The sequence below is a fragment of the Microcystis sp. LE19-131.1A genome (genome assembly GCF_027532015.1).
Lineage (GTDB): Bacteria > Cyanobacteriota > Cyanobacteriia > Cyanobacteriales > Microcystaceae > Microcystis > Microcystis ichthyoblabe_A.
Window position 1 is genome coordinate 1 of sequence record NZ_JAPZSS010000131.1, and the last position, 25,327, is coordinate 25,327.

Consider the following 25,327-nt stretch of genomic DNA (forward strand, 5'->3'; position numbering starts at 1 on the left):
CGATTGTCTATCTTTTGGTATTAATCTATTTGTGCCTTAAGTCCTTTCCTGTATGAATTTCAGCTACTTTTGAGCGTAGTTGCTCTCATCGAATTTTATTTTAAGTTAATTATTTGCATAACAATTCCCGAAGAGCCTAAAAAACTAAATCTCAGTATTGGCAATTTTCCCTGCTTTCGCGTTCATCACTTAGTCAGTATTTAGGATTATCTCAACGACTCTTAGTGACAGATAATCGTACCAGTATGCCTGAACATTTAGAAGAATATTAGCAAAAAAATCAACAAATCTGGGGACTGTTTTGGATACGTCCCACAACAACAACGGGAAAACTAGCCGAAGAATTAATTATGATTTGGGAAACTACCGAAGCAGAAGAATGGATCGATATTGTCGATTGGATTCCTTTTTAATTAATGATATAATAAGATTATTACCGTCCTTTTTATGCTTGATTATTAATTTGAATGACTCGCCAAATTCATGACCAATTTGCTAAGGAATATTTAGAGGAATTACTAACACCTCTAGGGACGATTAGAAAAAGTAAGAAAGTAAAAAGTGAGGTTCAAGAAATCGATGTCTGGTTTGAACCATTTAGCTCACCTCCTCCCACTGAGTTACCTTTAGGGTTACTCGGAAAAATGGCGGCTACTTCCTGTTTATTTGAACCTTTTCGCAATCCCCCGACCGAGGTAGAGATTCGCAGTTGTTTGTCAAAGTTATACGCGGTTCATGGCGAAATCTTGAGAAAAGCGAAACGGTCAAACAAAACTCTAACAGAAGCTGAACTACCAGTTCTCTGGATTCTAACGCCCACCTTTTCAGCTAGAATGATTGAAGATTTCGGGACTCACAGCGATGAGAGTAATTGGTTAACAGGGGTTTACTTTTTAGCGAAGTCTCTCAAAGCGGGTATCATCGTCATTCATCAATTACCAGTAATTGAAGACACCTTATGGTTGAGGGTATTAGGTAAAGGAGGAACTCAAAAACGAGCAGTTGAAGAGTTAGTTGAACTGCCAGAACGCAATCCTTTTCGAGAGAATTTATTAGAAATCTTAGCGAACTGGCGCAAGAATTTAGAATTGAGAGATAATTTAAGTACCGAAGAACAGGAGGACATCATGAATCTATCACCAGCTTATTTACAACAAAGGGAAGAGTGGAAGCAAGAAGGTACTTTAGAGGGACAACTTTCGCTGATAGCCAGTCTTCTGGAAGGACGCTTTGGCAGCCTAGATTCGGAATTATCTGGTCTGGTGGAACGGATCGCCCAACTTCCTATCTCGGAACGCACCGGATTGCTTCTTTCTTTGGCAAATTTATCCCGTGAAGAACTGCTACAAAGACTCAGGGAAAATTAAAACTCCAGCCCGTCCAAACCATGAAGAATCATCCCTAAACCCTGATGGTAGTTTGTCCGTTGAGGTTACTGTCAAGTCCGGCTTTAACACAGACGCTCCCCTGTCTGGACAGCAAGTAAAGAGTGCGTGGAGAAGTTGACCCAACGCGAGATATCGAAGATATCCGTTTCGTTAACAATCATCTCCTCTAAATGTTGAAAGTCTTCATTTTCATCCATCGGAATTACCATTTTAATAGACCTCTCCTTAGTTTGATAAAATCACAATCAGGGGATATTGTCAACAACTAACCGTAGCTTACCCAGTCGTTTATGCGTTGCTGATGCACTTTTTAAAAAATGGTGATAAACTCAACTGTACTGGGTACACTCTCCCTATCGGATGAATTTGAGAAAAAATCGAGAGAAAAAAACGATGAACGAACGAGAAACATCCAACAAAATTGAGGCGGGCGGGGGTTTTCCCGTATTGCAATATTGGGCAGAAAAAACTCTCTCTCCTCAAGGGGTTAAACTCTGGCAAACCTTAAATCATAAAAGTGCCTGTTTAGCTTGCGCTTGGGGAACGGGAGGACAAAAGGGCGGTTTTGTCAACGAAGCGGGGGAAAGTCTGCAACGTTGTCTCAAAAGTGTCGAGGCAGTTACTTCCGAATTAATGCCAGGTATTAAAACTGATTTTTTTCAGACCTATCATCTCGCTCAATTACAGTCCTTAACCTCCCTAGAATGCGATCGCTTGGGTCGTTTCAGTTATCCCGTCCTCTTAAAAGCCGGAGAAAGTCACTATCAACGTATTAGTTGGGAAGAAGTGTATCGATTAGCCGAACAAGCTTTTCATCAACCGTCCGAGACCATTGCCTCCTATAGTTCTGGACGTTCTTCTAATGAAGCCGCCTATCTCTTACAATTGTTTTTCCGGGCATTAGGAAGTAATAATTTAGCCGATTGTTCCGATCTCTGTCATGCCGCCTCGACCGTAGGCTTAAAACAGGTTTTCGGAACCGGAACTTCGATGGTCAGTCTGGAAAGTTTAAAACAAGCCGATTGTGTGGTGTTAATCGGTTCTAACGCTCCAGCTAATCATCCTCGCCTGATGAATGAATTAATTCAAATTCGTGATCGCGGCGGTAAAATTATTATTATTAACCCGCAAATTGAAGTCGGATTGGTCAAATTCTCCTCACCCGCTTTTCCGATTAAATCTTTATTGCGGGGCGGTTCCGATATTTCTACTCTCTACCTACAGCCGATTCCGGGTAGCGATACCGCCCTATTCGTCGGATTACAAAAATCTTTAATTGAACAAAATTTAGTGCGGTGGGATTATCTCAAATCCCGTACAGAAAATTGGCAATCTGTTATAGATTATGCCCAACAAACACCCTGGGAAACCATTACTAAAACCTGCGGTTTGTCCCGAGAAGAAATTGAAGCAACCGCCGCCCTTTTCGGCAATTTAGAGCGTGTGGTTTTCGCTTGGGCGATGGGGGTTACACAACAGGAAAATGGGGTAGATAATATCATCAGTATCGCTAACACGGCCTTACTCACGGGAAATGCTGGCAAAATCGGAGCCGGAACCATGCCAATCAGAGGTCATTCTAATGTACAGGGCTTCGGTTCTATGGGCGTTACGGTGAGATTACGTCAGGAAATCGCCGAGGCACTTGCTCAACTTTTAGGAAAGCCATTAAATATAACCGGCGGTTATGATACCAGGGCATTAATTGAAGCTGCCGAACGGGGAAAAATTAACACTCTTTTCTGTTTGGGAGGTAATCTTTATGGAGCAAATCCAGATTTAACTCAAGCCAAAAAAGCCTTAGCTCAAATTGATACGATTTTTTATGTAGCTACTAAGCCAAATTTAGGACATTTTCAGGGATTAGCCCGACAAAATACGGTAATTTTACCCGTATTCGCTCGTTTTGAAAATCCTCACCCGACAACCACCGAATCGGGCAATAATTTTGTCCGTTTTAACGAGCGGGGAAGCAGTCATCTACAGGGTTCCCATGTGGATATCATCTCGGAAGTAGAACTGTTAACAAATATTGCCGTCAAGGTTTTAGGCACAAACCCGATTGATTGGTCGAGATTACACGATACCGCCTATATTCGTCAGTTAATCGCCAAAACGATTCCTGGTTATGAAAAGATCGGGCAATTAGATCAAACCCAAACAGAATTTACCATTAGCGGACGGATTTTTACCGAACCCCATTTTCCAACATCGACCGGAAAAGCGCAAATGTCTGTCACGCTTTTACCCACTTTAAAAGCACCGCAAAAGCAAGATTTCAATCAACCAGAAAATGCACCAGGAATTGCTCTGATTCTCGGAACAGGACGCAGTTATGGACAACATAATACCGTCGTTTATCAAGTGGGCGATAAATATCGGGGAATGCCTCACCGTCATTGTTTATTGATCAACGCCGAAGATGCCAAAAAAGCGGGCTTTCAAGAACATCAACGAGTCACCGTTCAAGGAGATGCCGGCAAATTAGAGAATATCGAACTTATTTTCGGTCCGATTCGCGAAGGTGTTGGCTTTATGTTCTATCCCGAAACCAATGTTTTATTCAAAGCTAAAATCGATCCTCGCTGTGGGACTCCTGCTTATAAACGAGTTCCCGTCTGGGTTTTTTAGTTATCAACTCCTCTAATTTTCTTTTTTGGAAATAATGAAATAGAGTTAACCAAGCCAACCAACGAATCGAGCAGAATGAAAAAGCTATGGTCGATTTGATCGCATTTCTGTTATCTTCTTCTTACTGTCATTAAAGTAAGTAGCCATGCACAAGTTTTTACTAACCTTATTAAGCATAGCAAGTTTGTTTGCTGTCGGGATGGCTACCCCCAGCATTGCCAGTCCCACATTTGCAGCGACAAACTTGCAACTAGCTCAACGTCCTAACTGTAACAATCCCCAGACTCAAAGCGAAATGAACATTTGTGCCAGCATCGCTTATCAAAACGCCGATCGCAAGTTAAATCAAGTTTATCGACAACTACTGCCAAGACTGTCAGCTGCTCGCAAACAAAAATTAATTACCGCCCAACAAGCTTGGATTAAGTTTAGAGACAGCAGTTGCGAATTTGAAAGAAGCGCCTATGAGGGAGGCTCTATAGCTCCCATGATTTACGGTTTTTGTTTGGCAAATGTCACCGAGCAGCGTACCAAAGATTTGCAAAGATATTTAGAAGATAGCGATCTCTAAGTCAGAATCGCCGTTGATATTACCGATGATTCCTTAGACGTTTACTGCACAACAGCCTAAGCGGGTGAGGGGAATCGAACCCCTATCATTAGCTTGGAAGGCTAGGGTTTTACCACTAAACTACACCCGCATTTTCTTAGCACTTTCGTTAGCATAACACGAATTGCCGATTTTTGCAAGTAGGGATTTTCAGCTTGTTAATCGCCTCTAGATGGTCATAGATTGCCTAAAAATCCCGATCGCTCCTTTTCATCCCCGATTTGGCTAAAAGTTTCTTCCACGCGATCGAGGTCTAGTTGGGAAAAATTATCGATCGCCCAGTTGGACACTCTCTGCATAAAATGGAAGGGGTAGGTATGAGCGATTCCCACCACCTGCATTCCCGCTCTTTTTGCCGCTTCGCAACCGGCAAAAGTATCTTCAATCACCAGACATTCCCAGGGTTGCAATTGCAGATTAAAATTCCAACGATTGAATCTTTCTACGGCCAGTAAATAACCATCCGGTTGGGGTTTACTGGTGCTGATCTCATCACCGGTGACAATGACACTAAAATAATCCCCAAGGCCCGTCTGTTGCAAGATTGATTCTACTTCCGAGCGTATTGCTCCCGTCACCAAACCGATTTGTAGCTCCCGGGCCTTAACTCGTTTTAAAAAAGAGTATATCTCTTCATAAATAGGAAGTTTCTCTAATTTTTCTAATCTTTCTCGGTATAAACTCGCTTTTTTGTTAATTAACTTAGTCAGATACTCCTCGGTCACTTGACGACCGCGACGGGTGAGAACATTACGCAAACAGACGCGATCGCTTCTTCCCAGACATAACTCCGCAAATTCCGACCCTAGGGGCAGTAAATTTTCCCCGAGCAAGATTTCATTGATTAACTCTTGATGGATTGGTTCATCATTGATGATCACCCCATTAAAATCGAACAGAACAGCCTTTAACATCAATCTTAGACAGAAAAGCTAATAAATAATAAGTAGGTGGGTATTAAAAATTGTCAGACACCCCCATGATCAAGGGGGATCCCCCCGCCTATCGGCACCCCCCTTATCAAGGGGGGCAGGGGGGATCAAAACCCCCCTTATCAAGGGGGGCAGGGGGGATCAAAACCCCCCTTATCAAGGGGGGCAGGGGGGATCAAGGACAAAATCTATCTTCAATTTAATTGAAACCACTTACTTAAATATTCTTGATTATACTAAAGTTTTTCGTCGGGGCTGGGGGGGTCTTGTCCCTGACCCCATCTCAACAAACAATTTTAACCGGAAAATTGCCAAGGCCTTGACAAATTCCCAGATTTGTTCTATTATTTTGTTATAGTGGGAATCCGTGCTGCCCTGTAACCCCCCTATTTGGGGCTGAAATATTAGCCAAAAATATAACAAAAGAATTTAGAGACCTGCGTGGAAATAATATCCCAACCGATCGGAGGGCGCAAGCTTTGCGCCCCTACAGTAACGGATTTTGTCCACAATGTAGGGGCGAACTGCGTTCGCCCAAAAGGTACATTATTAAAGCGCAAGTCCCTTAGGCCATTGTTTCCGATACCCAACGACGGAATAATTCCACAGCAATCCGATAACGGGAGTCTTGGCATTCGATGACATGATGATTTTCAAGGGTTTTTAGGGCCAGGTCGAGAGTTGTGGCAGTTAGTCCGGTGCTGGACAGTAAATCTGCCCGGGTTAATCCTTGCAGATGGGGAGAAAGAACTATTAAAATCTCCCCTTGTCCGGCCGCATCTTGTTTAGCCTGTTTCCAGACACCCGTAAAATAATAATTTCCCCTTTGGAAAAACTCAGCATCGATAGCTTTTTCCACATCTTCCACCTGAAAACGAATATCTTGGGGACGTTGCAACTCAAAGACCTGTTTATTATAAAAACGTACCAGATGAAACCCGATCAGTTGTACTAAATAGGGTTGACCGTGGGTAAGTTGATAAATTTTGTCCAAAGCGGATGGGGTATAGTCTAGGGGAAAATCCTCGTCTTCCCCAACGGGATTAGCGAGGATAACGCGAGTGGACTCCGGAGAGAGGAAACTAACTGGAATCGGGTAAACACTGCCAAAAAAAGGATGAAAATAATCGGCAGTCATCTCCTCTAGGGTATGTAATCCGGCAAAAACAAAAGCTAGACGCGGACTACTCTGGACAAGGGAACGCAGATAGCCGAGGAAATTCCGGGGGAGGGTATTCGCTTTGATTAAATCCTCAATTATCTCGAACTCATCGAGGGCAATAATTAAACCGGTTTTGGCTTTTTCCGGCAGAATCTGGCCTATCAGACGATCTAAATAACGATTAAAATACATTTCTGGATGTTGGGAGATTTTTTCCTCTTCTGGGGCATCAATTGCTAAAGTTTTGGCGATTTCCTCAGCCATATTCAGGAGAACTTCGGCTAGGCTGGTTACTGTGGCCACGCGCTGTAAATTAATGTAGATAACCGAGATAGCTGGTGGGAGATATGCCTCCAGATTGCGTAGAATCGAAGTTTTACCCATGCGACGATGACCATAGAGAACCACGGAGGATAGGTTATCTCCCGACCACATTGACTGAAGTTCCCCCAGGATATCCCCACGACCAACAAAGCGTTTACCGATCACCGGATCACCGATAATGTAGGGATTAGGAATCCGTTGGGTAATAGTCACCGTTCCCACCGTTCCCGCGATGGATGTGCTAATTTTTGCCCATTTTTCGGCCATAGAAAGGATTAATTCTTTTTCTGCTTGGGGTAAATTGGCCGCTTGTTGGTCGCTTATATCCCTTAATTCCCCGATAATCCGATTAAGAGCGAGGGATCTAGTCTGTTGGGAGTAACTTCTCTGGACTAAAGCCATTTCTGCGATAACTCGATTGAAACTGCTGATAGCTTGCCAAGTTTGCGGACGTAATGAAGGTTCTGCGGCAATAGGGGCAACCGCTAGGGAAGCGATACTATCGAGAGTTGCTGCTTGACTAAATCGGTGTAAAGTTTGGGCTAGGCTATACATTTCTTCCCCGTAGGCGAGGGAACGTACCACAGCAAAGGCTTTTTCGGCTTTTTCGGTTTCCTGTTGGTGGAGATACCAAAAACCAGCAGCAGCGGCGCGAGCAGGAGTATCTAGACGGATTTGGCCGTCAGGAAGAGAAAACAGTTTCGCAGACGCATATTTTAACAATTCCCAATCGGAGGGATTTTCTGCCAGACGGGAGACCCGATAGATAATTTCTGCCTCTGGGAATTGCGATAAAACGCGGTTAACGGCGACAAGGACAGGAATAAACTGGCGGCTGTACTGAAGGTATTGATTGAGGTTATTAATAGCTGTTTCCCAGTCTTGCTGTAACCATCGTTGTAGAGTGGAGGTCAACCTTGGCAGCGGTAGAAGGGTAATACGGGGAAAAAGTCGCCCTTGAGGGCCAGCCAAAAGCCCGATTAGCCAATTATCAGGACGGGGAAAGACGAATATAAACACCACGCCCGACAGCACGCCCCACACCACGCCCGACAGCACGCCCCACAGCACGCCCAACACCACGCCCAACACCACGCCCAACAGCACGCCCAACACCACGCCCAACAGCACGCCCCACAGCACGCCCCACAGCACGCCCAACAGCACGCCCAACAGCACGCCCGACACCACGCCCCACACCACGCCCGACAGCACGCCCCACAGCACGCCCGACAGCACGCCCGACACCACGCCCAACAGCACGCCCGACAGCACGCCCCACAGCACGCCCAACAGCACGCCCGACAGCACGCCCGACAGCACGCCCCACAGCACGCCCAACAGCACGCCCGACAGCACGCCCGACACCGCGCGCACCCAATCAACAGAAAGTCCTAAATTTGCTGCTATGCTACAGATAATTAGAGGGGTAATTACAGTTAAGAGAAGACCCTGAATCCCTAGTCGCAATTGTACGGGATGGTCGCGGAGAAATTGTATTTTATCGCGCCATGTTTTCTGTTCTTTTAATTTATCGCCGCCGCCTCTCGTTTCCACATACCAGCGCACTGCTTGGGGAAAATAAAACACCCAGTACAACAGCAAAAGATAATCAAAGGGATTCCATAAAGATAAATTGCGTCTGAGTTTAGGGGCGAGATTAATTCTGGGGACGGTGCTTTCCTTCATAATTTCTATCTCTAGCTATTTACCCGGTGATGGTTTATTAAGTAGTTAGGTGTTACTCAAGGTAGGATCAAACCCCCCTTATCAAGGGGGGCAGGGGGGATCAAACCCCCTTATCAAGGTAGTATCAAACCCCCCTTATCAAGGGGGGTAGGGGGGATCAAACCCCCCTTATCAAGGTAGGATCAAACCCCCCTTATCAAGGTAGGATCAAACCCCCCTTATCAAGGGGGGTAGGGGGGATCAAACCCAAAATTAAATCAACTTATTATTTAGTTATAACCTAAGTTCGGGATGCTGAGTTATTGACTTTGGTTTGATAAAGTTTAAAACAACTTTGCATTACCTCTCGCGGCTTTCCTTGACTTTGCCTAACAAGAGAACTTATTTCCTCCTCAGTAAAAGTCACTCTGGTTTGACTTAGACGATGACTAACAAACTCTTTAATTTTAGCTTCATCCCATAATTTAATCGGAAATTGTTGACAAATTCCCTCGAAAGGTGAATCACCTCCTTTGTTATCAGGAAATAAAACATCAAGGGGACGATTAGCCGCTACTACTAATCTTAAAGGTGGATCGGGACGATTAGCCAACTCTCTTAATTGACTTCTAAGCTGATAGCTGAAATATTTTTGATTCATATTATCTACCACATCCAATAATAACAGGATTTTGTATTTTTCTAATTCCCTAGTTAATCTAGTTCCTTTGAGCGGTTTATCGTAATTCGCAGCTATACCAATCTGATGACATAATTCATAATAAAAATCCTTATCTCCTGCTAATCCTTCTAAGTTTAGATATAAGGGTTGTCGATGACTAAGTAAATACTCCCTTGCTTGATGGTAAATTCCCCAAAGCAGGGTGGTTTTTCCCGTTCCCCTTTCCCCGATAATAGCTGCACTACTGCCGGAATTTAAAACCTCAAAAATATCTTTAATTTCTTGTTCCCGGCCAAAAATTTGCTGCATTTCTTTAATACCTCCAGAAGTGGGTATAAAAGGATTATTCGCATTTTTTTGGGGTTGTAATTGCGGAAAATATTTAAAAATAGTCTGAACTGGAATCGCTCTTCCTCCTAAATCACTGTACTCATCTCTGGTTTTATTCACCACTCCGCACACTTTCCCCGTGCGTAAATTTAACAGAGGTGAACCACTAAAACCGGGTTGTACTTGCCCTAATTTAAACTTGATTAGGGGGTTTTCATCCCCCGTTAAACCTATATACTCAAAGTCACTAGGATCACCGTTCGGATACTCGTTGGTATAGCCGAAAGTGTATAATTTATCTGTTAATTGTAAATCTTGATCAAAATCGATATATTTGTGATCTAAAGGAGAGTTTAATTGTAAAAGAGCCAAATCGATCCCATCTAAATTCGGCAAGTTGATAATTTTGGCACTAGAAATTTGACCTTGCCAAATTATCTCGATAGTCTCGCGATTATCCCGCGCATCTTTTACCACATGAAGACAGGTCAAAATTAACCCTTGTCCCACAAAAAAGCCTGTTCCTGACCCATAGATTAACTTTAACCTGACAGTGTACGGGGGTAGAGATTCTGGGGTAAGCATTTAATCAATTTATCCTCCCCATTCCAGGGTAATTTTTAAATTTCCCTTTCCCTCACCTTCCACAATTAAAGCGGTTAGTTTACCAGATTTTACCCTGACTTCTACTCCAAATTCTACGGTAGCCTTTTTGGGTTTCACTTTATTGATCGTAGCAGCGATCGATTCAGTAACTGCCTCAATTGTATCAGCCACACTTTGAAAGTCAAATATTTGATCGGATACTTCCCGTTCACCACCGAAACTTCTCGCTTCCACTAACATGGTGACATTTTCTTTAACTTTCACTGAAATAATCTCAGATCTAGATTCTGGCATAAGGCTCCTCCAATGACCCGTTTATGGTTTTCTCGATTGCTTCTCGGACAAACTTATAGCGGAAGTAAAAAGGCTTATATATATTTCGGCACGGATTCCCATTATAATAAAAAGTATAGGTCAAATCGAGGGATTTTGTCAAGTCTTTTTTAGTATTAATCTATTTGTGTTATGCAATAGAGGGGGTTATAAGGAATGAAACCCCGATAGAGACAGACATTGCTGCGATTTTTGTCAATTGTTTTCGCTCTAGACAAACTAATCAATTAAGTCTCTTGCCAGATCAGGATTTAGTCAATTTATGCCCCTATATCGAACCATACCAAGTAACGAGGAACCTTCTTTTTCCTCTTCTTCAATCGCCGATTTCGGGACAATGACGACGTTAACCGATTCTTCTACTTCGTTGAATAGTTCTAAAACATATCCTTCCTCACCCCCCTTCGGATGGGCAACTATATCAACAAGAATCGCCGAATCACCCTGCTTAAGATTGTATTCGGGAACGTCGCGGGCTAGGGTCACTTCTTCGTATAGTTGCGCCATGGTTTATTTTTCCTTTCGGGGTTTGAGGGTGATAAATTGAAATTGATGATCTAGGTTTCGTTTTAGCCAAATCGTGACAACGGATAGGGGAACTTGATTACTGCTGATTAATTCCCCCTCGACTCTATAGAAGGTTCCGTATTCGTTGGTAAGATCTTCGATGGCGGGATTGGTTTGAATTAGTTGGATGAGGGCGGTTTTTAGTGCATCGGGATTAGCGAGGGTAAAGCCAGCGCGGGCGAGGTATTTTGATTTGTCATCTTTGGGGCGAAATTTGAGGAGATATTTAGTTATTTTATCATCGGGAATTAGGGAGTCGCTAGGCAGGTACATCGGATCGAGAGAATTTTGTTTGATTTTACCTTGAATTTAAGTTTTAATATCGATTAACTGATCAAGTGTATTAATTGATATTGTTTCAAGTTTTTTTTGGGGTTGTAATTGCAGAAAGTTTTTTGAAATAGTCTGGACTAAAAAGGCTTATATATATTTCGGCACGGATTCCCATTATACTAGAAAGTATAGGTCAAATCGAGGGATTTTGTCAAGTCTTTTTTGCCATTAATCTATATAATTGTCGGGTTGCTCACCAGTCATTGTCCTGAAAAAAATTATGCCCCGGTTTGTTAAACAAGCATATATGCAGCGGTCAACCGAGACAGCACAGGAGCCTCTCTTATTCTTTGTGTGATCAGGAGCCTCTCTTATTCTTTGTGTGATCAGTTTAACTTATATAGAACCGATCAATCTTTGTGTCCTTTGTGTCTTTGTGGTTCGTTCCAGTCGCTCGCTGGCGGGAATATATCTTATAAAATACATTTTACCCACCAAACCCAAGAGAGCCGACAGGAGGCAAAAAACGAGTTATTGGACAGAAAGAGGCGATGGGATGTTATTATTTAAAGCCGATTCCCCGGAAGCAGCCGAATTGATCATCGGGCAGCATCCCCTGGCGAATAGTAGTGGAATAGGCTATTAAAGGAGTGAACCCTGTGCAAATATTCACAACAATCCCCGGTTTACGCACTTTTTTGGCTGATTATCGCCATGATCACAGTATTGCCCTCGTGCCAACCATGGGCGCTCTCCATAAAGGTCATGCTAGTCTAATTCGACGCGCAGTGACGGAAGCGGAGGTAACTGTGGTCAGTATTTTTGTTAATCCTCTACAATTTGGCCCCACAGAGGATTTTTCTCGCTATCCCCGCAGCCTTGACAGCGATCGCCAATTGTGTGAATCTTTGGGAGTTGCTGCTATTTTTGCTCCCAGTGCGGAAACTTTAGGAATTGGTGATTCTGAGGAGATAACCGCAGTTGTTCCCCCGATTTCTCTGACTAGCGGGTTATGTGGTGCTTTTCGTCCGGGACATTTTCAGGGAGTAGCCACAATTGTCACGCGGTTGTTTAATATTATTGCACCGACGATCGCCTATTTTGGCGAAAAGGATGCCCAACAGTTAGCGATTATCCGGCAATTAGTCAGGGATTTAAATTTAGCGATCGAGATTCGCGCTTGTGCTACAGTGCGAGAAACATCGGGATTAGCAGTTAGTTCTCGCAATCAGTATCTATCGGTCACAGAAAGGGAAAAAGCGACAATTATCGCCCAAAGTTTGCAATTAGCCCTCGAAAGTTTTCGTTTAGGGGAAAGACGAAGGGAAAAACTACTGGCTATTGTGCAAAAAAATCTCGACAGAGTGCCAGAATTTCGCCCTCAGTATCTGGATTTAGTCCATCCCCAGAGTTTACAACCGATCGAGCAGATCGAGACAGGGGGACTGTTAGCGATCGCTGGATCGATCGGTCAAACCCGTTTAATTGATAATATTATCTTGCGTCAACGTCGGGCAGTTATCGCTATTGATGGACCTGCTGGAGCGGGAAAATCGACAGTAACGCGCTTAGTAGCCGAAAAATTGGGGTTAACCTATCTCGATACCGGTGCGATGTATCGCGCGGTGACATGGTTAGTGGTGAATTCCGGTCTGGATTTGTCCGCAGAAGCGGCCATCGCCGAGTTATTATCTTTAGCGAAGATAGAAATAATCCCGGCCGATAGTCCCGAAAATGTGACTATAGTGAAGATTAACGGGCAGGATGTGACTTTAGAGATTCGCTCTCCCGCAATTACCTCGCAAGTGTCCAGAATTGCCGCTCAAAAAGCGGTGAGACAACAGTTAGTCACCCTGCAAAGACAGATGGGAATATCGGGGGGAATAGTTGTGGAAGGTCGGGATATTGGTACTAATGTTTTCCCAGAAGCGGAATTAAAGATTTTCTTGACAGCGACACCCGAAGAAAGAGCCAGAAGGAGATTAAAAGACTTAGAAGCGCAGGGAAATGGGGGTATTAGTCTCGCAGAATTAACCCAAGAGATTGAAAAAAGGGATTATTTGGATAGTAATCGCTCCCTAGCACCCCTGCGAAAAGCCACAGATGCGATCGAAGTTAATACCGATCATCTCACTATTACAGAAGTCACGGAAAAAATCATTGCTCTTTATCATCAAGGAGAAGAAAATCAATGGAGAAGCCTCTAGTTTTTTTAGATACTGATGTTTTGATTTCTTATCTACGAGGAGATCTTGCCAGTGTGCATTTATTTGATCGAGAAATACTCGATCGCGTTTGTCTTGCTATTAATGCGATCGTTTTACAAGAGTTATTATTTTTGGCAGAAGTTCGTAATCATCCTGAAATAGTCGATCGGATTCAAGAAAAGGTGACTATCTTGGATTTTGATTTAGTAAAACTTGATCAATATTGGCAAAATGCTAGAGATATTCGCAATATTTTGGTACACTCGAATGATGTTTTAATTTTAAGTAGTGCCGCTAATTGTGATTATTTAGTTACCTATGATAAAAAACTTAAAAAAGCCTCTAGTTATCTATATAACTCTAAACCGATGGTAGTAACACCTGAAGAATTATTAGAGGTTATCGATCAAAAAAATATAGTCCCTTCTAGCCTCTCTTGCCAAGGATATAAATCCTCAAATTTCCCCTTAAACAAGGTGATTTAGGGAGATATTTATGAAGTTAAATTATCTGAATTTATCATCTATCTGTTTAACGGTAACTTCCTTGATAATTATCGGCAGTCCAGCTATATCTTTAGCCGATCATAGATCACCAATAACTTTAGCTGCTAGGGATTTATCAAACCAGCAACAGGGAAAAAAAATTATTCTTAATGGTCGTTCTTTGTCCGTACCTTGGCGACAGTGGACAGCAGCAAATAATACCAGAATCGCCATGGGTGATACGGGAGCAAGACAATTATTCGGCATGGATTTTCTTAGCACAAATGATCCAAAAAAGCAACCGATAAACTGGTTTAATTTACAAACTTTATCGGCTAATTTGATCAATTCCGATCGCTGGCTAGACGTTACGGATATTTTACTAAAAATGGGGGCAACAACCACTATTAATGGTGATAGTTTAACTATTAACTTTCCTGCTCCTCAGATTCAAGATATTCAGCTAGAAAATTATGGGGCAGTACAACGGATTATTATTCAACTCGATCGCCCGACCTTTTGGCAAGTTAGTCAGGCAAAAAATCAAGCAGTGATTACCCTAGAAGGAAATGCCCAGCAATCCCTTATCTCTAGGTTTCAACCCCAAACTATCAGCAACAGTAATCAAAATAACGATGAAGATGATCTAGGTAACTCTAATAATAACTTACCGACTCAGATCGCTTCCTTAGAAAATAATGGAGTGATCAGTCGTTTAAAAATTAACCTTCCCACTGCCTACGGATTACAGATCAGCAGTGTGGCTAATCCTCCCCGAATTATCATTGATTCTCGTCCCGATGCTATGGATGAAAAGCGCATTGTTTGGCAACCAGGGTTAATCTGGAATCAAAAATATATCCAGTTAGATCAAGATTGGTTCCCCGTGACTTGGTTAGAAATCGATCCCAGAAATCCTCAGATAACTATTAAACCGATTACCGCTAATTCCACCTCAATGCGCGGCACTAATCCCCTGATCACGATTAATAGCGAAAGTAATGCGGTAGCGATGATTAATGGCGGCTTTTTTAATCGTAATAATCAGTTACCTTTGGGAGCAATTCGTGTGGATGGCAAATGGTTATCTGGACCAATTTTAAACCGAGGAGCGATCGCATGGGATAATCGTGGTAAAATCAGGATCGATCGCCTCAGTTTAGAGGAAACCCTGATTACTGCCACCGGACAACGTTTTCCCCTAACCCAGTTAAATAGTGCTTTCCTGACAGCTGGCTGCAGTCGTTATACTCGCGATTGGGGAAGTAATTATCATCCTCTCACCGAGCGGGAAACCGGGTTAGTCGTTCAAGGCGATCGCGTGACGGAGAAATTAAATAATCTTTTGCCACAGGACAGTATAGAAGTACCAGAAAATGGCTATTTAGTCATCTGCCGAAAGACAGATATTAGTTTAAATATTGGTGAGACAGTCAACCTCGATAGCGTCACCCTACCGAGGGATTTTGCTAATTATCCCCAGATTTTAGGTGCAGGTCCCCTATTATTGCAGAATGGACGCATAGTTTTAGATGGAAATGCTGAAAAATTTAGTCCGGCATTCCAAAATCAACAAGCTTCCCGCAGTGCGATCGCAGTTAGTCAAGAAGGAAAAATTTTGCTAGTTGCTATCCATAATCGCGTCGGGGGAAGGGGGGCAACTTTAGGCGAATTAGCTCGAATTTTGCTGTTAATGGCGGCAAAGGACGGTTTAAACCTAGATGGGGGTAGTTCCACTGGAATAACCTTAGGGGGTTATCTGCTCGATCGCTCTGCCGTTACCGCCGCAAAAGTCCATAATGGAATAGGGATATTTTTATCCCCGTCTCCTTGAAAAGTGTGAAAACAATGGATAATAGCGACTGGATTAAACAATTGCTGCTGATGGGTATTGGCACCACTTCCATGGTGGCAGAAAAGATCAAAGAAGTGAGCGACGAATTAGTCAAAGACGGTAAAATCAATTCTGATCAGGCTAAAAACTTTGTCGATGATCTGATGACACAGATGAAGTCTGAACAGGGGAGCTTCGAGAACAACTTAGAACGCTATATTCGCCAGATTTTGCAGGATTTAGGGGTTCCCCGACAATCGGAAATGGACGAACTGCGGGGAAGGATTGATAGATTAGAACGACAGGTGAGAGACTTAGAGAATAAACTCTGGCGTTAGGGAACTATGAAATCAATGCGCGAAATCTTGCTCAGTTTTGCTATCATTGCGGTTTGTGGCTTATTTTTAATCGTTGCTTCCCTCTTTGGTGGAGGGGAAAAAGCCAATGCGATCGCCGCAGAAATCGATCCACCCCCTATCACTCAAACTATTAATAAGGAAATCATCTCCATGGATTTAGATCAAGCAGTTACCACCGATTCGGGACTAAAATACATCGATATCGTGGAAGGAACTGGAGAAACTCCCCAAAAAGGTCAAAAAGTAACTGTTCACTACACGGGAACCCTGACAGACGGCAAAAAATTCGATAGCTCCAAGGATCGCAATCAACCTTTTACCTTTACCATTGGAGTTGGTCAAGTGATCAAAGGATGGGATGAAGGAGTCGCATCGATGAAAGTCGGTGGACAGCGTACCTTAATTATCCCCCCAGAATTGGGTTATGGTGCGCGGGGTGCCGGTGGGGTGATTCCTCCCAACGCGACTTTACTTTTCGATGTGGAATTGTTGGGAGTTAAATAGGTTTTTCCTCTGATTTTTCACTTCTACCCGCATCGATCCTGAATGCGGGTTTTTTGACAGATTGCTGGAAGCTAAAGGCCAAATCAGGAAGATTTAGTAAATTCTAGACCGTTTTCGCTACCGTAACGTTCCATAAAACGCATAAAACGATCCCACTCTGCGGGAGAATTAAAAATAACCGTAGCTTCGATCGCCGTGGGTTTACCGTTGATGAATTTGCCTTTTACTTCCCTGGTGACGATTTCTCCTTCTTCATCGACGAGATACATCCCCGTGATTTCCTCGGTTTGTTGATCTCCCAGGATAGTCGGTTGATCAAAATAAAATTTTGCCGATCCCTTCTCTCCCGTTTTAGTGCGACTTAAGCGGATATCGGGAACAACTGGTTCTTTTAACCCCCTGGAAAACTGAATTTCTGCCATTACTTTTCTTTATCCTTCTCATAAAATAGACATTTCTAGATCATCTCACACCAAGTCGCAAGTAAAAAGCAGATGGGACACCATAAACTTAAAGTATCCACGGTAAACTCGCGGGGGTGGGTTTGACTGATGAAAGATCACTTGTAAACCTCTCCCTTCCCACTGATAACCAATAACTGAGATGAGATGGTTTTATTAGAAGCAGCGGTTCATTCTTCCCTACGCGCTTTTTTACGCGAACAAGGACGCTTTTACTGGTCTCATCATCTCACTATGGGGCGACTGGTGGCTAGAGCTTTACGCTTAAAACGGTCCTCTCTCATACAAACTGGAACTACTCTGTCCCGTTATTGTCTCAGTTATCTCACCCCGGCTCTTTTGGGTGATACACCTGTTCTGATTGTTGCTCCAGAGTCGGAAGTAAACCTACTGTTAGAAGTGGAAATCCCCCGTCTGCAAGCATGGTTACAAACTCAGCGAGATATCCTCAAAAGCGATCGCTTTCCCGCTAATTTTACCGGTTTACTCCTCACCACACCCCAACAATGGTTAGAGGATAAATTGGGCAATCTCGGTCATTTTCCCCAGAATATCGCCACTATAATCGATCGAGCCGAAGATTTAGAAACTTGTCTAGTAGATTATCTCACCGTCACCATTACTCCCGAACAATGGTCTGCTTTAGAGTCAGCATATCCCCAGCATAGAGAGTTTATAGACTTAATTAAAGCACAACTTAGCCAAAGTATTCTTGGTCATCCCATTAATCCCTATAATTGCTATCTCATTGATGCCAAGGAAAAAGAATATATAATTGCTCTCCTGCAACGCTTGCATCAAGACTTAACCACTGATTCTGTTTGGCAACTTTTAGCGGCAAAAATCCCCGAGCATAATTATCTCCTCTGGACATCAGTAGATCGAGAGCGAGAAGAATTTACCCTAAAAATCAGTCCTTTAGAGGTGGCTAGTTTTTTCAAACCGATTTGGCAGCAGCAACCCTTTGTTTTAATCGGCAGTTTTTTAGATAGCGAAAAATCCGCTAATTTATACCGTCAAAATCAGGGTATCGGAGATATTTTAACTCTAAAGTTTGCAGCCGATCGCGAAAGTGAATATATTCATTTATATCTACCCGATCGCATCAGCGCCCCCAATACCCCCGAATTTCAACCGATGTTATTAAAGCAAGTGCGGGAATTAGTTAGTGCTAATCATACCAGTGAACAACCGATAGTAATTCTGATTGAAGATGTTCCCCTCAAGGCACAAATTGCCACCCAAATGGCAGCCGATTACGGTTCGCGAGTGCAAGTGGAAAAAACCGAGATTAATAATAATACTATTCTCGTTTGTGGTTGGCAATTCTGGCAAACCCATCAAGAAAAATTTCTCACCCCCAGTTTATTAATTATCGCTACTTTACCCTTACCTTCCCCCGAAAATCCTCTTGTTGCTGGCAAAATTGCCTACTATAAACGACAACATCTCGACTGGTTTCGTGCCTATCTTTTACCCACAGCAGTGAGGGAAATTCAGAAATCTGTTCAGTCTCTCCGGGAGTGTCAAGGTTGTGTGGCTGTTCTTGATAATCGTGTCAATGCTCGCAGTTATGGCCGACAAATTCTCTCCGCTTTAGAACCCTATGCTAAAGTTAATTATCTCGATCAACAATTTTTTCAAGATAAAGATTAAATCAGTTATCAGTTATCAGTTATCAGTTATCAGATGGGGTGCATCTCAATTTTGTAGAAATATCTATATTACATTTGGGCGCACTGCGTGCGCCCCTACCATTGACGCGATAATATTATTGTAGGGGCGAATTGCATTCGCCCTCTTGGAATAACTTCTGCTGCTCACCAATATGTGAGAGAATGTCACCAATAAGAGATGCACCCTATCAGTAATCAGTTCACTGTTCACTGTTTACTGATCACTGATTACTGATAAAATCTCCCCCAGAGCCATATTTCCAACTGTCTAAATAACGATGATAAAGATATTTTTGCTTGTCGGGTAACTTTTCTAAAACAGGTTTTAAGCTGGTTGCTAAGGGATATAAACCACTATACAAAGCTAAATTAAAATAATGTCCTGTCCAATCGATAAAAGGACTGATACCCACTTGCGGAATCATCGGTAAAACTAATTGAGGATTAACCAAAGGCAAAGTTTTTGAGAGGGAAGAAAACTGCACCACATCCTGTAAAAACGGTTTTAATACCTCATCTCCCAACTTATTCATTACCCGAAAAACTCCACTCATTAAGTCATTAATTTGATTGGGATTAGGGTTAGCAGACATCTGGACACTCATGGTTTTTTGAAATAGCCACGTTACCGATATATTCGGTTGATAAGGTTGTAAAAGTGCTAAATCTTCTCGGTTTAAAGCATCGATTTGTAAAGCTTCCTCGATGGCAAAAGTTAGCCTTTTTAAATGCCTAACCATTGCCCCAAAACCACCAAAACTGACCGGAGATTGACTACCACTACTATCTCCCACTGCCAGAATTCTTGACCAGGGCATCTTTAAAGGACTTTGACGATAGGCAGGGAAAAAACCCGCTAGAAAACGCTGAAATTTTACCGCTTCTAAATCTACCTTTTGATACTCTGGCAGTAATCTTAAATACTCCTCCATCAAAAATTCTAAACTAAAGCGATCGGGATGGGTATCAAGATAGGTAAATAAATAAGTTGTCCGACCATCCCTAGCGGGAAATGCTTCCCAAAAGTATTGACATTGGTGCAAGATTGGGGTAAAAGAATAAATTAAATCACCAGTTTCATTACTGGGAAAACCCTGACCGCAACTACCCACCACTAAACAAACTCCATCGGGTTTTTCTCCTTTTCTTGCCTGTTTTGCAATTGGCGAAAAATGACCCATGGCATCGATTAATAAACGGGTTTTTAAAGTTACTTCTCCCGTTTTAACCATTACTCCATCGGGATGAATAATCCCCCCACTAAACCCCGAATTTTCTAATAACTTTCCTCCCGCTTGCAAAAACTTAGTTTTTAAAGTCTCTAGCAAATAAACCGGATTAACACCAATATTTAAAATATCTCTAACCCAAAGCTCATAACCTTGATAAAATCCCACCCTCCCAGGATTATATTCTGTCGCTATCGCTTGATTTAATTCCGCTTCGGTCAATAAATTTAACTCTAAAAAACTGCTTAATTCTAAACGTGAAATATTCCACTCCTGCTCACGACCGCGCAGAATACCTCTTTCTAATAATGCCACACGCCAGCCCCTAGTTTGCAAAGCAGCCCCGATGAAAATTCCCAGGGTTCCCCCCGCAATAACTAGATCAAAATCCGTCTCTCCTAAAGATTCTTGACTTTGATTAATTACCGTAGGAATAAGCGGATTTTCTAAACGCAAAGCTTGCCAAGTTCGATCGCTGGCTCGCAATTGTTGTAAACTCTGAGGAGATACTCGATCGAGTAAAGATGCAACTAAAGACATAATCTTATATCAGTTATCAGTTATCAGTTATCAGTTTTCAGTTTTCAGTTTTCAGTTCACTGTTTACTGACTGAACACTCAAAAAAGCACCCTTCTAGTCGTTTCCTAACAGTGGAGACTTGCTACCTCACCATTAAGATAACTGCTCTATACGAGAAACCTATTTAGATTGGAAAAACTTTTTCCCTTCTTCAATGAGTTTATTAATATCCTTGAGAGAAACTCCGAAAATTGCTAAAACTCCCGTAAAGACTAACAAGAAACCGATAAAACTATTCCGATCATAGAGAAATAACCCCACTAAAACGATAAAATAGGGAGAGAGAATTTTACTAATATTTTCAACTACAGTAACCACCTCTGGAGTAGGAGTCTCAACAAGATTAATATCGGTTTTATCCTGATCTGGTTCAAGATTTTGCTTAATCGAAAACATCACCTCCTGTAGGTCTTTTACCTCCGGTGGGTTCGGTTCCTTCCCTGGTTTGCCAAACATTTTTAACTCCCTCGCCAATTTATCTATACCATCTATGGTAGCCAAAAAAAGGGCAAGCGGGAAAAGCGCGAGCAGGTCGAGAAATTCTCAGGGCAATTTTCCTTATAACCCCCTCGGCCTCGGCTGCTATAATCAGAGGAACAACTCCCAAGTTCGTTAACGGTACAAAAAAACTATGAATACCAGTCCAGATCGTGTGATTATCTTCGATACCACCCTTCGAGATGGGGAACAGTCCCCGGGTGCCGCTTTAAATGTGGATGAGAAGCTAACCATAGCGCGCGCACTGGCACGACTGGGAGTTGATGTCATTGAAGCAGGTTTTCCCCACGCTAGTCCGGGGGACTTTGATGCGGTGCAGAAAATTGCCGGCAGCGTCGGCGGCGAAGCTGATAGCCCGATTATTTGCGGATTAGCCCGGGCTACTCAAAAAGATATCAAATCAGCAGCCGATGCGCTCAGACCCGCCGCCAAGCCCAGAATTCACACCTTCCTAGCCACATCTGATATCCACCTCCAATACAAACTTAAGAAGACTCGTCAGGAAGTTCTTGAGATTGTGCCGGAAATGGTGGACTATGCCAAATCCTTCGTTGATGATGTGGAATTTTCCCCCGAAGATGCCGGCCGCAGCGATCCGGAATTCCTCTATCAAGTCCTCGAAAGAGCGATCGCCGCAGGAGCCACCACCGTTAATATTCCCGATACCGTCGGTTATACCACCCCTAGCGAATTTGGGGCTTTAATCCGTGGTATTAAGGAAAATGTCCCCAATATCGACCAAGCGATTATCTCCGTCCATGGTCACGACGATTTAGGGTTAGCGGTGGCTAATTTCCTCGAAGCAGTTAAAAATGGCGCTCGACAGTTGGAATGTACCATTAACGGTATCGGTGAGCGTGCCGGTAATGCTTCCCTAGAAGAATTGGTGATGGCCCTTCATGTGCGGCGCTCCTATTTTAATCCTTTCCTCGGTCGTCCCCCAGAGTCCACGGAACCTTTAACCAAGATCAACACCAAGGAAATCTATCGCACTTCTCGCCTAGTTTCTAATCTTACCGGCATGATCGTGCAACCGAATAAGGCGATCGTCGGTGCTAACGCTTTCGCACACGAGTCGGGAATCCATCAGGACGGGGTGTTAAAACATAAACTCACCTATGAGATTATGGATGCAGAATCGATCGGTTTGACCCATAATCAGATCGTCCTCGGTAAACTCTCCGGCCGCAACGCTTTTCGCTCTCGTTTACAGGAATTGGGTTTTGAGCTTTCGGAAACGGAACTTAATAACGCTTTCATCCAGTTTAAGGAAATGGCCGATCGCAAAAAGGAAATCACCGATCGCGATCTAGAAGCGATTGTTAACGATGAAATCGATACGGTTCCCGATCACTTCCGCCTTGAATTAGTACAAGTGTCCTGTGGCAATAGTGCCCGGCCCACGGCCACGGTGACGATTCGCACTCCTGACGGTAGCGAGTTATCCGATGCGGCCATTGGTACAGGACCGGTAGATGCTCTCTGCAAAGCGATCAATCGAGTGGTGCAGATTCCGAACGAATTAATCTCATTCTCGGTGCGGGAAGTTACCGAGGGAATCGATGCTTTGGGAGAAGTGACTATCCGTCTCCGTTACGAAGGACGCACCTATTCTGCTCGCGCGGCCGATACCGATATTATTGTCGCCTCCGCTCGTGCCTACGTCAGCGCCTTAAACCGTCTCCATGTCGCACTGCAGCAGAAGGAAAAAACCCCCGAAATGCTACAAGTCTAGATAGGGTTTGCTGAACAATTTGGTCGGTGGGGTTAGGAGTCAGTTATCAGTTATCAGTTATCAGTTCACTGAGAAAACTCCCCACACCCCACGGTGCTATTGGAGAAAATCTTAAATTTGTCTCGCAAATTTCTAAAATGTTGCTAAGTTAATATTATGAGCTTGCGCTCTAACAATTTTAATACACTTGTATTGAAATTGGATTCGCGTAAAAGCAATGAGGGATGAAATTTGTCCGTAAGAATCCGATCAAATTAAATACAATAGCTAAAGACTAAAGGAATTAGCAAGGGCCAATAGGGATTATGTTCCTCTTGCCAGTGGGAACAGTTAACCCATCCCATAATTCCTTTGATACTTAGCTATCTGGTCAACACCGCAGACAAACCGGCGATCAGATTCCAGTCCTCCAGCCATTTACCCAATTTTTGCAGGAGCCAGATTATGAGTTGACCGAGCTAAAACAGCATTCCGTGTCGCTAAAATCGCATCGACACAAGGAAATTTAAGCAAAAATCTTCTCCCATTTGTTGTAATTAAAGCTACAATCGGAAAAGTCTTTGCCCCTCTCGGATTTGAGACACAAATTTGTTCAGTATCACCTAGATTGAGATTCGATCTTCTAGTTTTGCACAGAAGGAGCAAGAGGAAAACGGCATGATGCAGGCCCACGATGTACTAACCCTTACCGAGCCGCCATTGGATTTAGATTTGATTGACCTAGACGAAGACTTCGATGATGAGGATATCGAGTTAGAGCTAGAAGAAACCAGCGATAGCAACGATGGCAAAAAAACCCGCCGCCTTGCCAGCGCTCGTCGTCGCGACGCCGCTAGAAAAAAACCCTATACAGAAGATTCGATTCGGATTTATCTGCAAGAGATCGGCAGGATTCGGTTATTGAGAGCGGAGGAGGAGATCGAATTAGCGAGAAAAATCGCCGATCTCCTGAAATTAGAACGCATTCGCGAAGATTTTTGCCTCTATAGCGATGCTGAATGGGGAAAACAGGTTTTCCTGTTCGAGCGCATCGAAAAAATTATCGTTGAAAAATCGGAAAAAGAACCGAAACTATCGGATATTAAGGCTTATTTAGGTAAGACGGAGCTAACGGCTCCCCTGCTGGAAGAATGGCTGGCCAAATCAAAGGAATACTTATCGGCCTTTAAGCGTCGTTTGTACCATGGTCGTCGCGCTAAGGAAAAAATGGTACAATCGAACCTGCGTTTAGTGGTTTCGATCGCCAAGAAATACATGAATCGCGGTCTTTCCTTCCAAGATTTAATTCAAGAAGGTTCCCTCGGTTTGATCCGCGCCGCCGAAAAATTCGACCACGAAAAGGGTTATAAATTCTCCACCTATGCCACTTGGTGGATTCGTCAAGCCATCACCCGGGCGATCGCCGATCAATCCCGCACCATTCGTCTTCCCGTCCACCTCTACGAAACCATCTCCCGGATCAAAAAAACCACCAAGATTCTTTCTCAGGAAATGCGTCGCAAACCCACCGAGGAAGAAATCGCCACCAAGATGGAGATGACCATCGAAAAACTGCGTTTTATTGCCAAATCTGCCCAATTACCGATTTCTCTAGAGACTCCTATCGGTAAAGAAGAAGATTCCCGTTTAGGAGACTTTATCGAAGCGGATGGGGAAACCCCAGAAGATGAAGTTTCTAAAAATTTATTACGCGAGGATTTAGAAAACGTCCTCGATACCCTTAGTCCTCGCGAACGCGATGTGCTGCGGCTGCGCTACGGTTTAGATGACGGCCGGATGAAAACACTCGAAGAAATCGGCCAGATTTTCAACGTCACTCGCGAGCGCATTCGTCAAATAGAAGCCAAGGCCCTGCGGAAACTGCGTCACCCTAACCGTAATAGTATCCTCAAAGAGTACATTCGTTAATTTCCCGTCCTTAAAAAACTAGAAACTGAGTCTCATTGAGGCTCAGTTTTATTGTTATCTACACTTTCCTCGATCGAATTTATTATGATATGAATTAACAATAATTATAGCAGTTATCTTAATGATGAGGTACAAAGTTTTCCTTTTGGGGAGTTGCTCATCGATACCAAATTAGGTTAGACTTTATCTTGATGAGAAACACTATAAATATCTCATTGATTAGAATCAAGAAATGTATGATAATGTCTGTAAATTTCTCGCCGAAAATTATAGTCGTGACTTCGCCCAATGGTTATTAGGAGAACCCATCTCTTTCACCCAATTGAGTCCCTCGGAACTGTCTCT

The 25,327-nt window shown here is 43.2% G+C and carries 20 protein-coding genes and 1 tRNA gene; 11 read left to right on the forward strand and 10 right to left on the reverse strand.

Annotation, left to right across the window (positions count from 1 at the left end; translation table 11 throughout):
* The first annotated feature begins 467 nt into the window (after positions 1–467).
* From O9323_RS10900 to O9323_RS10910, 3 genes are all read left to right on the forward strand, one after another.
* On the forward strand, positions 468–1,367 hold the full coding sequence (locus tag O9323_RS10900) for a hypothetical protein (protein WP_002756011.1): 900 nt from the start codon (positions 468–470) through the stop codon (positions 1,365–1,367).
* Between the two features lie 414 nt (positions 1,368–1,781).
* Entirely contained in the window at positions 1,782–4,019 is a 2,238-nt protein-coding gene (locus O9323_RS10905; protein ID WP_193978987.1) for an FdhF/YdeP family oxidoreductase, read from the forward strand.
* Positions 4,020–4,164: 145 nt separating this feature from the next.
* Entirely contained in the window at positions 4,165–4,590 is a 426-nt protein-coding gene (locus O9323_RS10910) for a lysozyme inhibitor LprI family protein (RefSeq protein ID WP_288125098.1), read from the forward strand.
* Between the two features lie 59 nt (positions 4,591–4,649).
* On the opposite strand, the gene O9323_RS10915 is transcribed toward O9323_RS10910, so the two are convergent.
* The 7 genes from O9323_RS10915 to O9323_RS10945 all read right to left on the reverse strand — a co-directional run bounded on the left by O9323_RS10915 (position 4,650) and on the right by O9323_RS10945 (position 11,506).
* Positions 4,650–4,720 (reverse strand) — tRNA-Gly (locus tag O9323_RS10915).
* Positions 4,721–4,805: 85 nt separating this feature from the next.
* Positions 4,806–5,543, reverse strand: coding sequence for an HAD family hydrolase (locus tag O9323_RS10920; RefSeq protein WP_288125099.1), 738 nt, complete (start codon positions 5,541–5,543; stop codon positions 4,806–4,808).
* A gap of 583 nt (positions 5,544–6,126) precedes the next feature.
* Positions 6,127–8,736: an AAA family ATPase gene (locus tag O9323_RS10925; RefSeq protein ID WP_502846424.1), complete on the reverse strand. Its 2,610-nt coding sequence runs from the start codon at positions 8,734–8,736 to the stop codon at positions 6,127–6,129.
* A gap of 280 nt (positions 8,737–9,016) precedes the next feature.
* Entirely contained in the window at positions 9,017–10,312 is a 1,296-nt protein-coding gene (locus O9323_RS10930) for a serine protease (RefSeq protein ID WP_288125101.1), read from the reverse strand.
* A 9-nt stretch (positions 10,313–10,321) separates the two neighbouring features.
* A complete protein-coding gene (locus O9323_RS10935) occupies positions 10,322–10,627 on the reverse strand; it encodes a CU044_2847 family protein (RefSeq protein ID WP_002746217.1) in 306 nt (101 codons plus the stop codon).
* Between the two features lie 294 nt (positions 10,628–10,921).
* Complete coding sequence (locus O9323_RS10940) at positions 10,922–11,173, reverse strand: DUF4926 domain-containing protein (protein WP_272104709.1); 252 nt, start codon at positions 11,171–11,173, stop codon at positions 10,922–10,924.
* 3 nt (positions 11,174–11,176) lie between these two features.
* On the reverse strand, positions 11,177–11,506 hold the full coding sequence (locus tag O9323_RS10945) for a DUF6883 domain-containing protein (RefSeq protein WP_002755997.1): 330 nt from the start codon (positions 11,504–11,506) through the stop codon (positions 11,177–11,179).
* Positions 11,507–12,165: 659 nt separating this feature from the next.
* Here O9323_RS10945 and O9323_RS10950 point away from each other — a divergent pair.
* The 5 genes from O9323_RS10950 to O9323_RS10970 are packed head-to-tail and all read left to right on the forward strand — an operon-like array spanning position 12,166 to position 16,895.
* The gene (locus tag O9323_RS10950; RefSeq protein WP_288125102.1) at positions 12,166–13,713 is read left to right on the forward strand and encodes a bifunctional pantoate--beta-alanine ligase/(d)CMP kinase; all 1,548 of its coding nucleotides are present in this window, start codon (positions 12,166–12,168) and stop codon (positions 13,711–13,713) included.
* Positions 13,698–14,198 carry a type II toxin-antitoxin system VapC family toxin gene (locus O9323_RS10955; RefSeq protein ID WP_002755991.1) on the forward strand — a complete coding sequence of 167 codons (501 nt, stop codon included), beginning with the start codon at positions 13,698–13,700 and terminating at the stop codon, positions 14,196–14,198. Before O9323_RS10950 ends, O9323_RS10955 begins: the two co-directional genes overlap by 16 nt.
* Positions 14,199–14,208: 10 nt before the next feature.
* On the forward strand, positions 14,209–16,032 hold the full coding sequence (locus O9323_RS10960) for a phosphodiester glycosidase family protein (RefSeq protein ID WP_288125103.1): 1,824 nt from the start codon (positions 14,209–14,211) through the stop codon (positions 16,030–16,032).
* Positions 16,033–16,046: 14 nt separating this feature from the next.
* On the forward strand, positions 16,047–16,370 hold the full coding sequence (locus tag O9323_RS10965; protein ID WP_002746237.1) for a phasin family protein: 324 nt from the start codon (positions 16,047–16,049) through the stop codon (positions 16,368–16,370).
* A 6-nt stretch (positions 16,371–16,376) separates the two neighbouring features.
* The gene (locus O9323_RS10970) at positions 16,377–16,895 is read left to right on the forward strand and encodes an FKBP-type peptidyl-prolyl cis-trans isomerase (protein ID WP_002773862.1); all 519 of its coding nucleotides are present in this window, start codon (positions 16,377–16,379) and stop codon (positions 16,893–16,895) included.
* Between the two features lie 83 nt (positions 16,896–16,978).
* On the opposite strand, the gene psb28 is transcribed toward O9323_RS10970, so the two are convergent.
* Positions 16,979–17,317, reverse strand: a complete 339-nt coding sequence (psb28, locus tag O9323_RS10975; protein WP_002755988.1) for a photosystem II reaction center protein Psb28 — start codon at positions 17,315–17,317, stop codon at positions 16,979–16,981.
* 186 nt (positions 17,318–17,503) lie between these two features.
* Between psb28 and O9323_RS10980 the strand changes: the two genes are divergently transcribed.
* Complete coding sequence (locus tag O9323_RS10980; protein ID WP_288125104.1) at positions 17,504–19,012, forward strand: helicase C-terminal domain-containing protein; 1,509 nt, start codon at positions 17,504–17,506, stop codon at positions 19,010–19,012.
* 241 nt (positions 19,013–19,253) lie between these two features.
* On the opposite strand, the gene O9323_RS10985 is transcribed toward O9323_RS10980, so the two are convergent.
* Positions 19,254–20,801, reverse strand: coding sequence for an FAD-dependent oxidoreductase (locus O9323_RS10985; protein WP_149107209.1), 1,548 nt, complete (start codon positions 20,799–20,801; stop codon positions 19,254–19,256).
* 160 nt (positions 20,802–20,961) lie between these two features.
* Positions 20,962–21,297 (reverse strand): hypothetical protein, encoded by a 336-nt coding sequence (locus O9323_RS10990; RefSeq protein WP_002773854.1) that lies wholly within the window; start codon positions 21,295–21,297, stop codon positions 20,962–20,964.
* A gap of 175 nt (positions 21,298–21,472) precedes the next feature.
* On the opposite strand from O9323_RS10990, the gene O9323_RS10995 reads away from it, so the two are divergent.
* Both O9323_RS10995 and rpoD read left to right on the forward strand, forming a co-directional pair.
* Positions 21,473–23,074: a 2-isopropylmalate synthase gene (locus O9323_RS10995; protein ID WP_002755985.1), complete on the forward strand. Its 1,602-nt coding sequence runs from the start codon at positions 21,473–21,475 to the stop codon at positions 23,072–23,074.
* A gap of 657 nt (positions 23,075–23,731) precedes the next feature.
* Positions 23,732–24,982: an RNA polymerase sigma factor RpoD gene (gene rpoD, locus O9323_RS11000; RefSeq protein WP_002755984.1), complete on the forward strand. Its 1,251-nt coding sequence runs from the start codon at positions 23,732–23,734 to the stop codon at positions 24,980–24,982.
* Positions 24,983–25,327: the final 345 nt, after the last annotated feature.

Excerpts from the sequence above, each read along its gene's own strand:
- O9323_RS10905 (WP_193978987.1), top strand. The coding sequence starts at position 1,782 with ATGAACGAACGAGAAACATCCAACAAAATTGAGGCGGGCGGGGGTTTT.
- O9323_RS10935 (WP_002746217.1), bottom strand. The coding sequence starts at position 10,627 with ATGCCAGAATCTAGATCTGAGATTATTTCAGTGAAAGTTAAAGAAAAT.
- psb28 (WP_002755988.1), bottom strand. The coding sequence starts at position 17,317 with ATGGCAGAAATTCAGTTTTCCAGGGGGTTAAAAGAACCAGTTGTTCCC.
- O9323_RS10940 (WP_272104709.1), bottom strand. The coding sequence starts at position 11,173 with ATGGCGCAACTATACGAAGAAGTGACCCTAGCCCGCGACGTTCCCGAA.
- O9323_RS10965 (WP_002746237.1), top strand. The coding sequence starts at position 16,047 with ATGGATAATAGCGACTGGATTAAACAATTGCTGCTGATGGGTATTGGC.
- O9323_RS10910 (WP_288125098.1), top strand. The coding sequence starts at position 4,165 with ATGCACAAGTTTTTACTAACCTTATTAAGCATAGCAAGTTTGTTTGCT.
- O9323_RS10995 (WP_002755985.1), top strand. The coding sequence starts at position 21,473 with ATGAATACCAGTCCAGATCGTGTGATTATCTTCGATACCACCCTTCGA.
- O9323_RS10970 (WP_002773862.1), top strand. The coding sequence starts at position 16,377 with ATGAAATCAATGCGCGAAATCTTGCTCAGTTTTGCTATCATTGCGGTT.
- O9323_RS10990 (WP_002773854.1), bottom strand. The coding sequence starts at position 21,297 with ATGTTTGGCAAACCAGGGAAGGAACCGAACCCACCGGAGGTAAAAGAC.
- O9323_RS10900 (WP_002756011.1), top strand. The coding sequence starts at position 468 with ATGACTCGCCAAATTCATGACCAATTTGCTAAGGAATATTTAGAGGAA.
- O9323_RS10945 (WP_002755997.1), bottom strand. The coding sequence starts at position 11,506 with ATGTACCTGCCTAGCGACTCCCTAATTCCCGATGATAAAATAACTAAA.
- O9323_RS10930 (WP_288125101.1), bottom strand. The coding sequence starts at position 10,312 with ATGCTTACCCCAGAATCTCTACCCCCGTACACTGTCAGGTTAAAGTTA.
- O9323_RS10960 (WP_288125103.1), top strand. The coding sequence starts at position 14,209 with ATGAAGTTAAATTATCTGAATTTATCATCTATCTGTTTAACGGTAACT.
- O9323_RS10955 (WP_002755991.1), top strand. The coding sequence starts at position 13,698 with ATGGAGAAGCCTCTAGTTTTTTTAGATACTGATGTTTTGATTTCTTAT.
- O9323_RS10985 (WP_149107209.1), bottom strand. The coding sequence starts at position 20,801 with ATGTCTTTAGTTGCATCTTTACTCGATCGAGTATCTCCTCAGAGTTTA.
- O9323_RS10925 (WP_502846424.1), bottom strand. The coding sequence starts at position 8,736 with ATGAAGGAAAGCACCGTCCCCAGAATTAATCTCGCCCCTAAACTCAGA.
- O9323_RS10980 (WP_288125104.1), top strand. The coding sequence starts at position 17,504 with ATGGTTTTATTAGAAGCAGCGGTTCATTCTTCCCTACGCGCTTTTTTA.
- rpoD (WP_002755984.1), top strand. The coding sequence starts at position 23,732 with ATGATGCAGGCCCACGATGTACTAACCCTTACCGAGCCGCCATTGGAT.
- O9323_RS10920 (WP_288125099.1), bottom strand. The coding sequence starts at position 5,543 with ATGTTAAAGGCTGTTCTGTTCGATTTTAATGGGGTGATCATCAATGAT.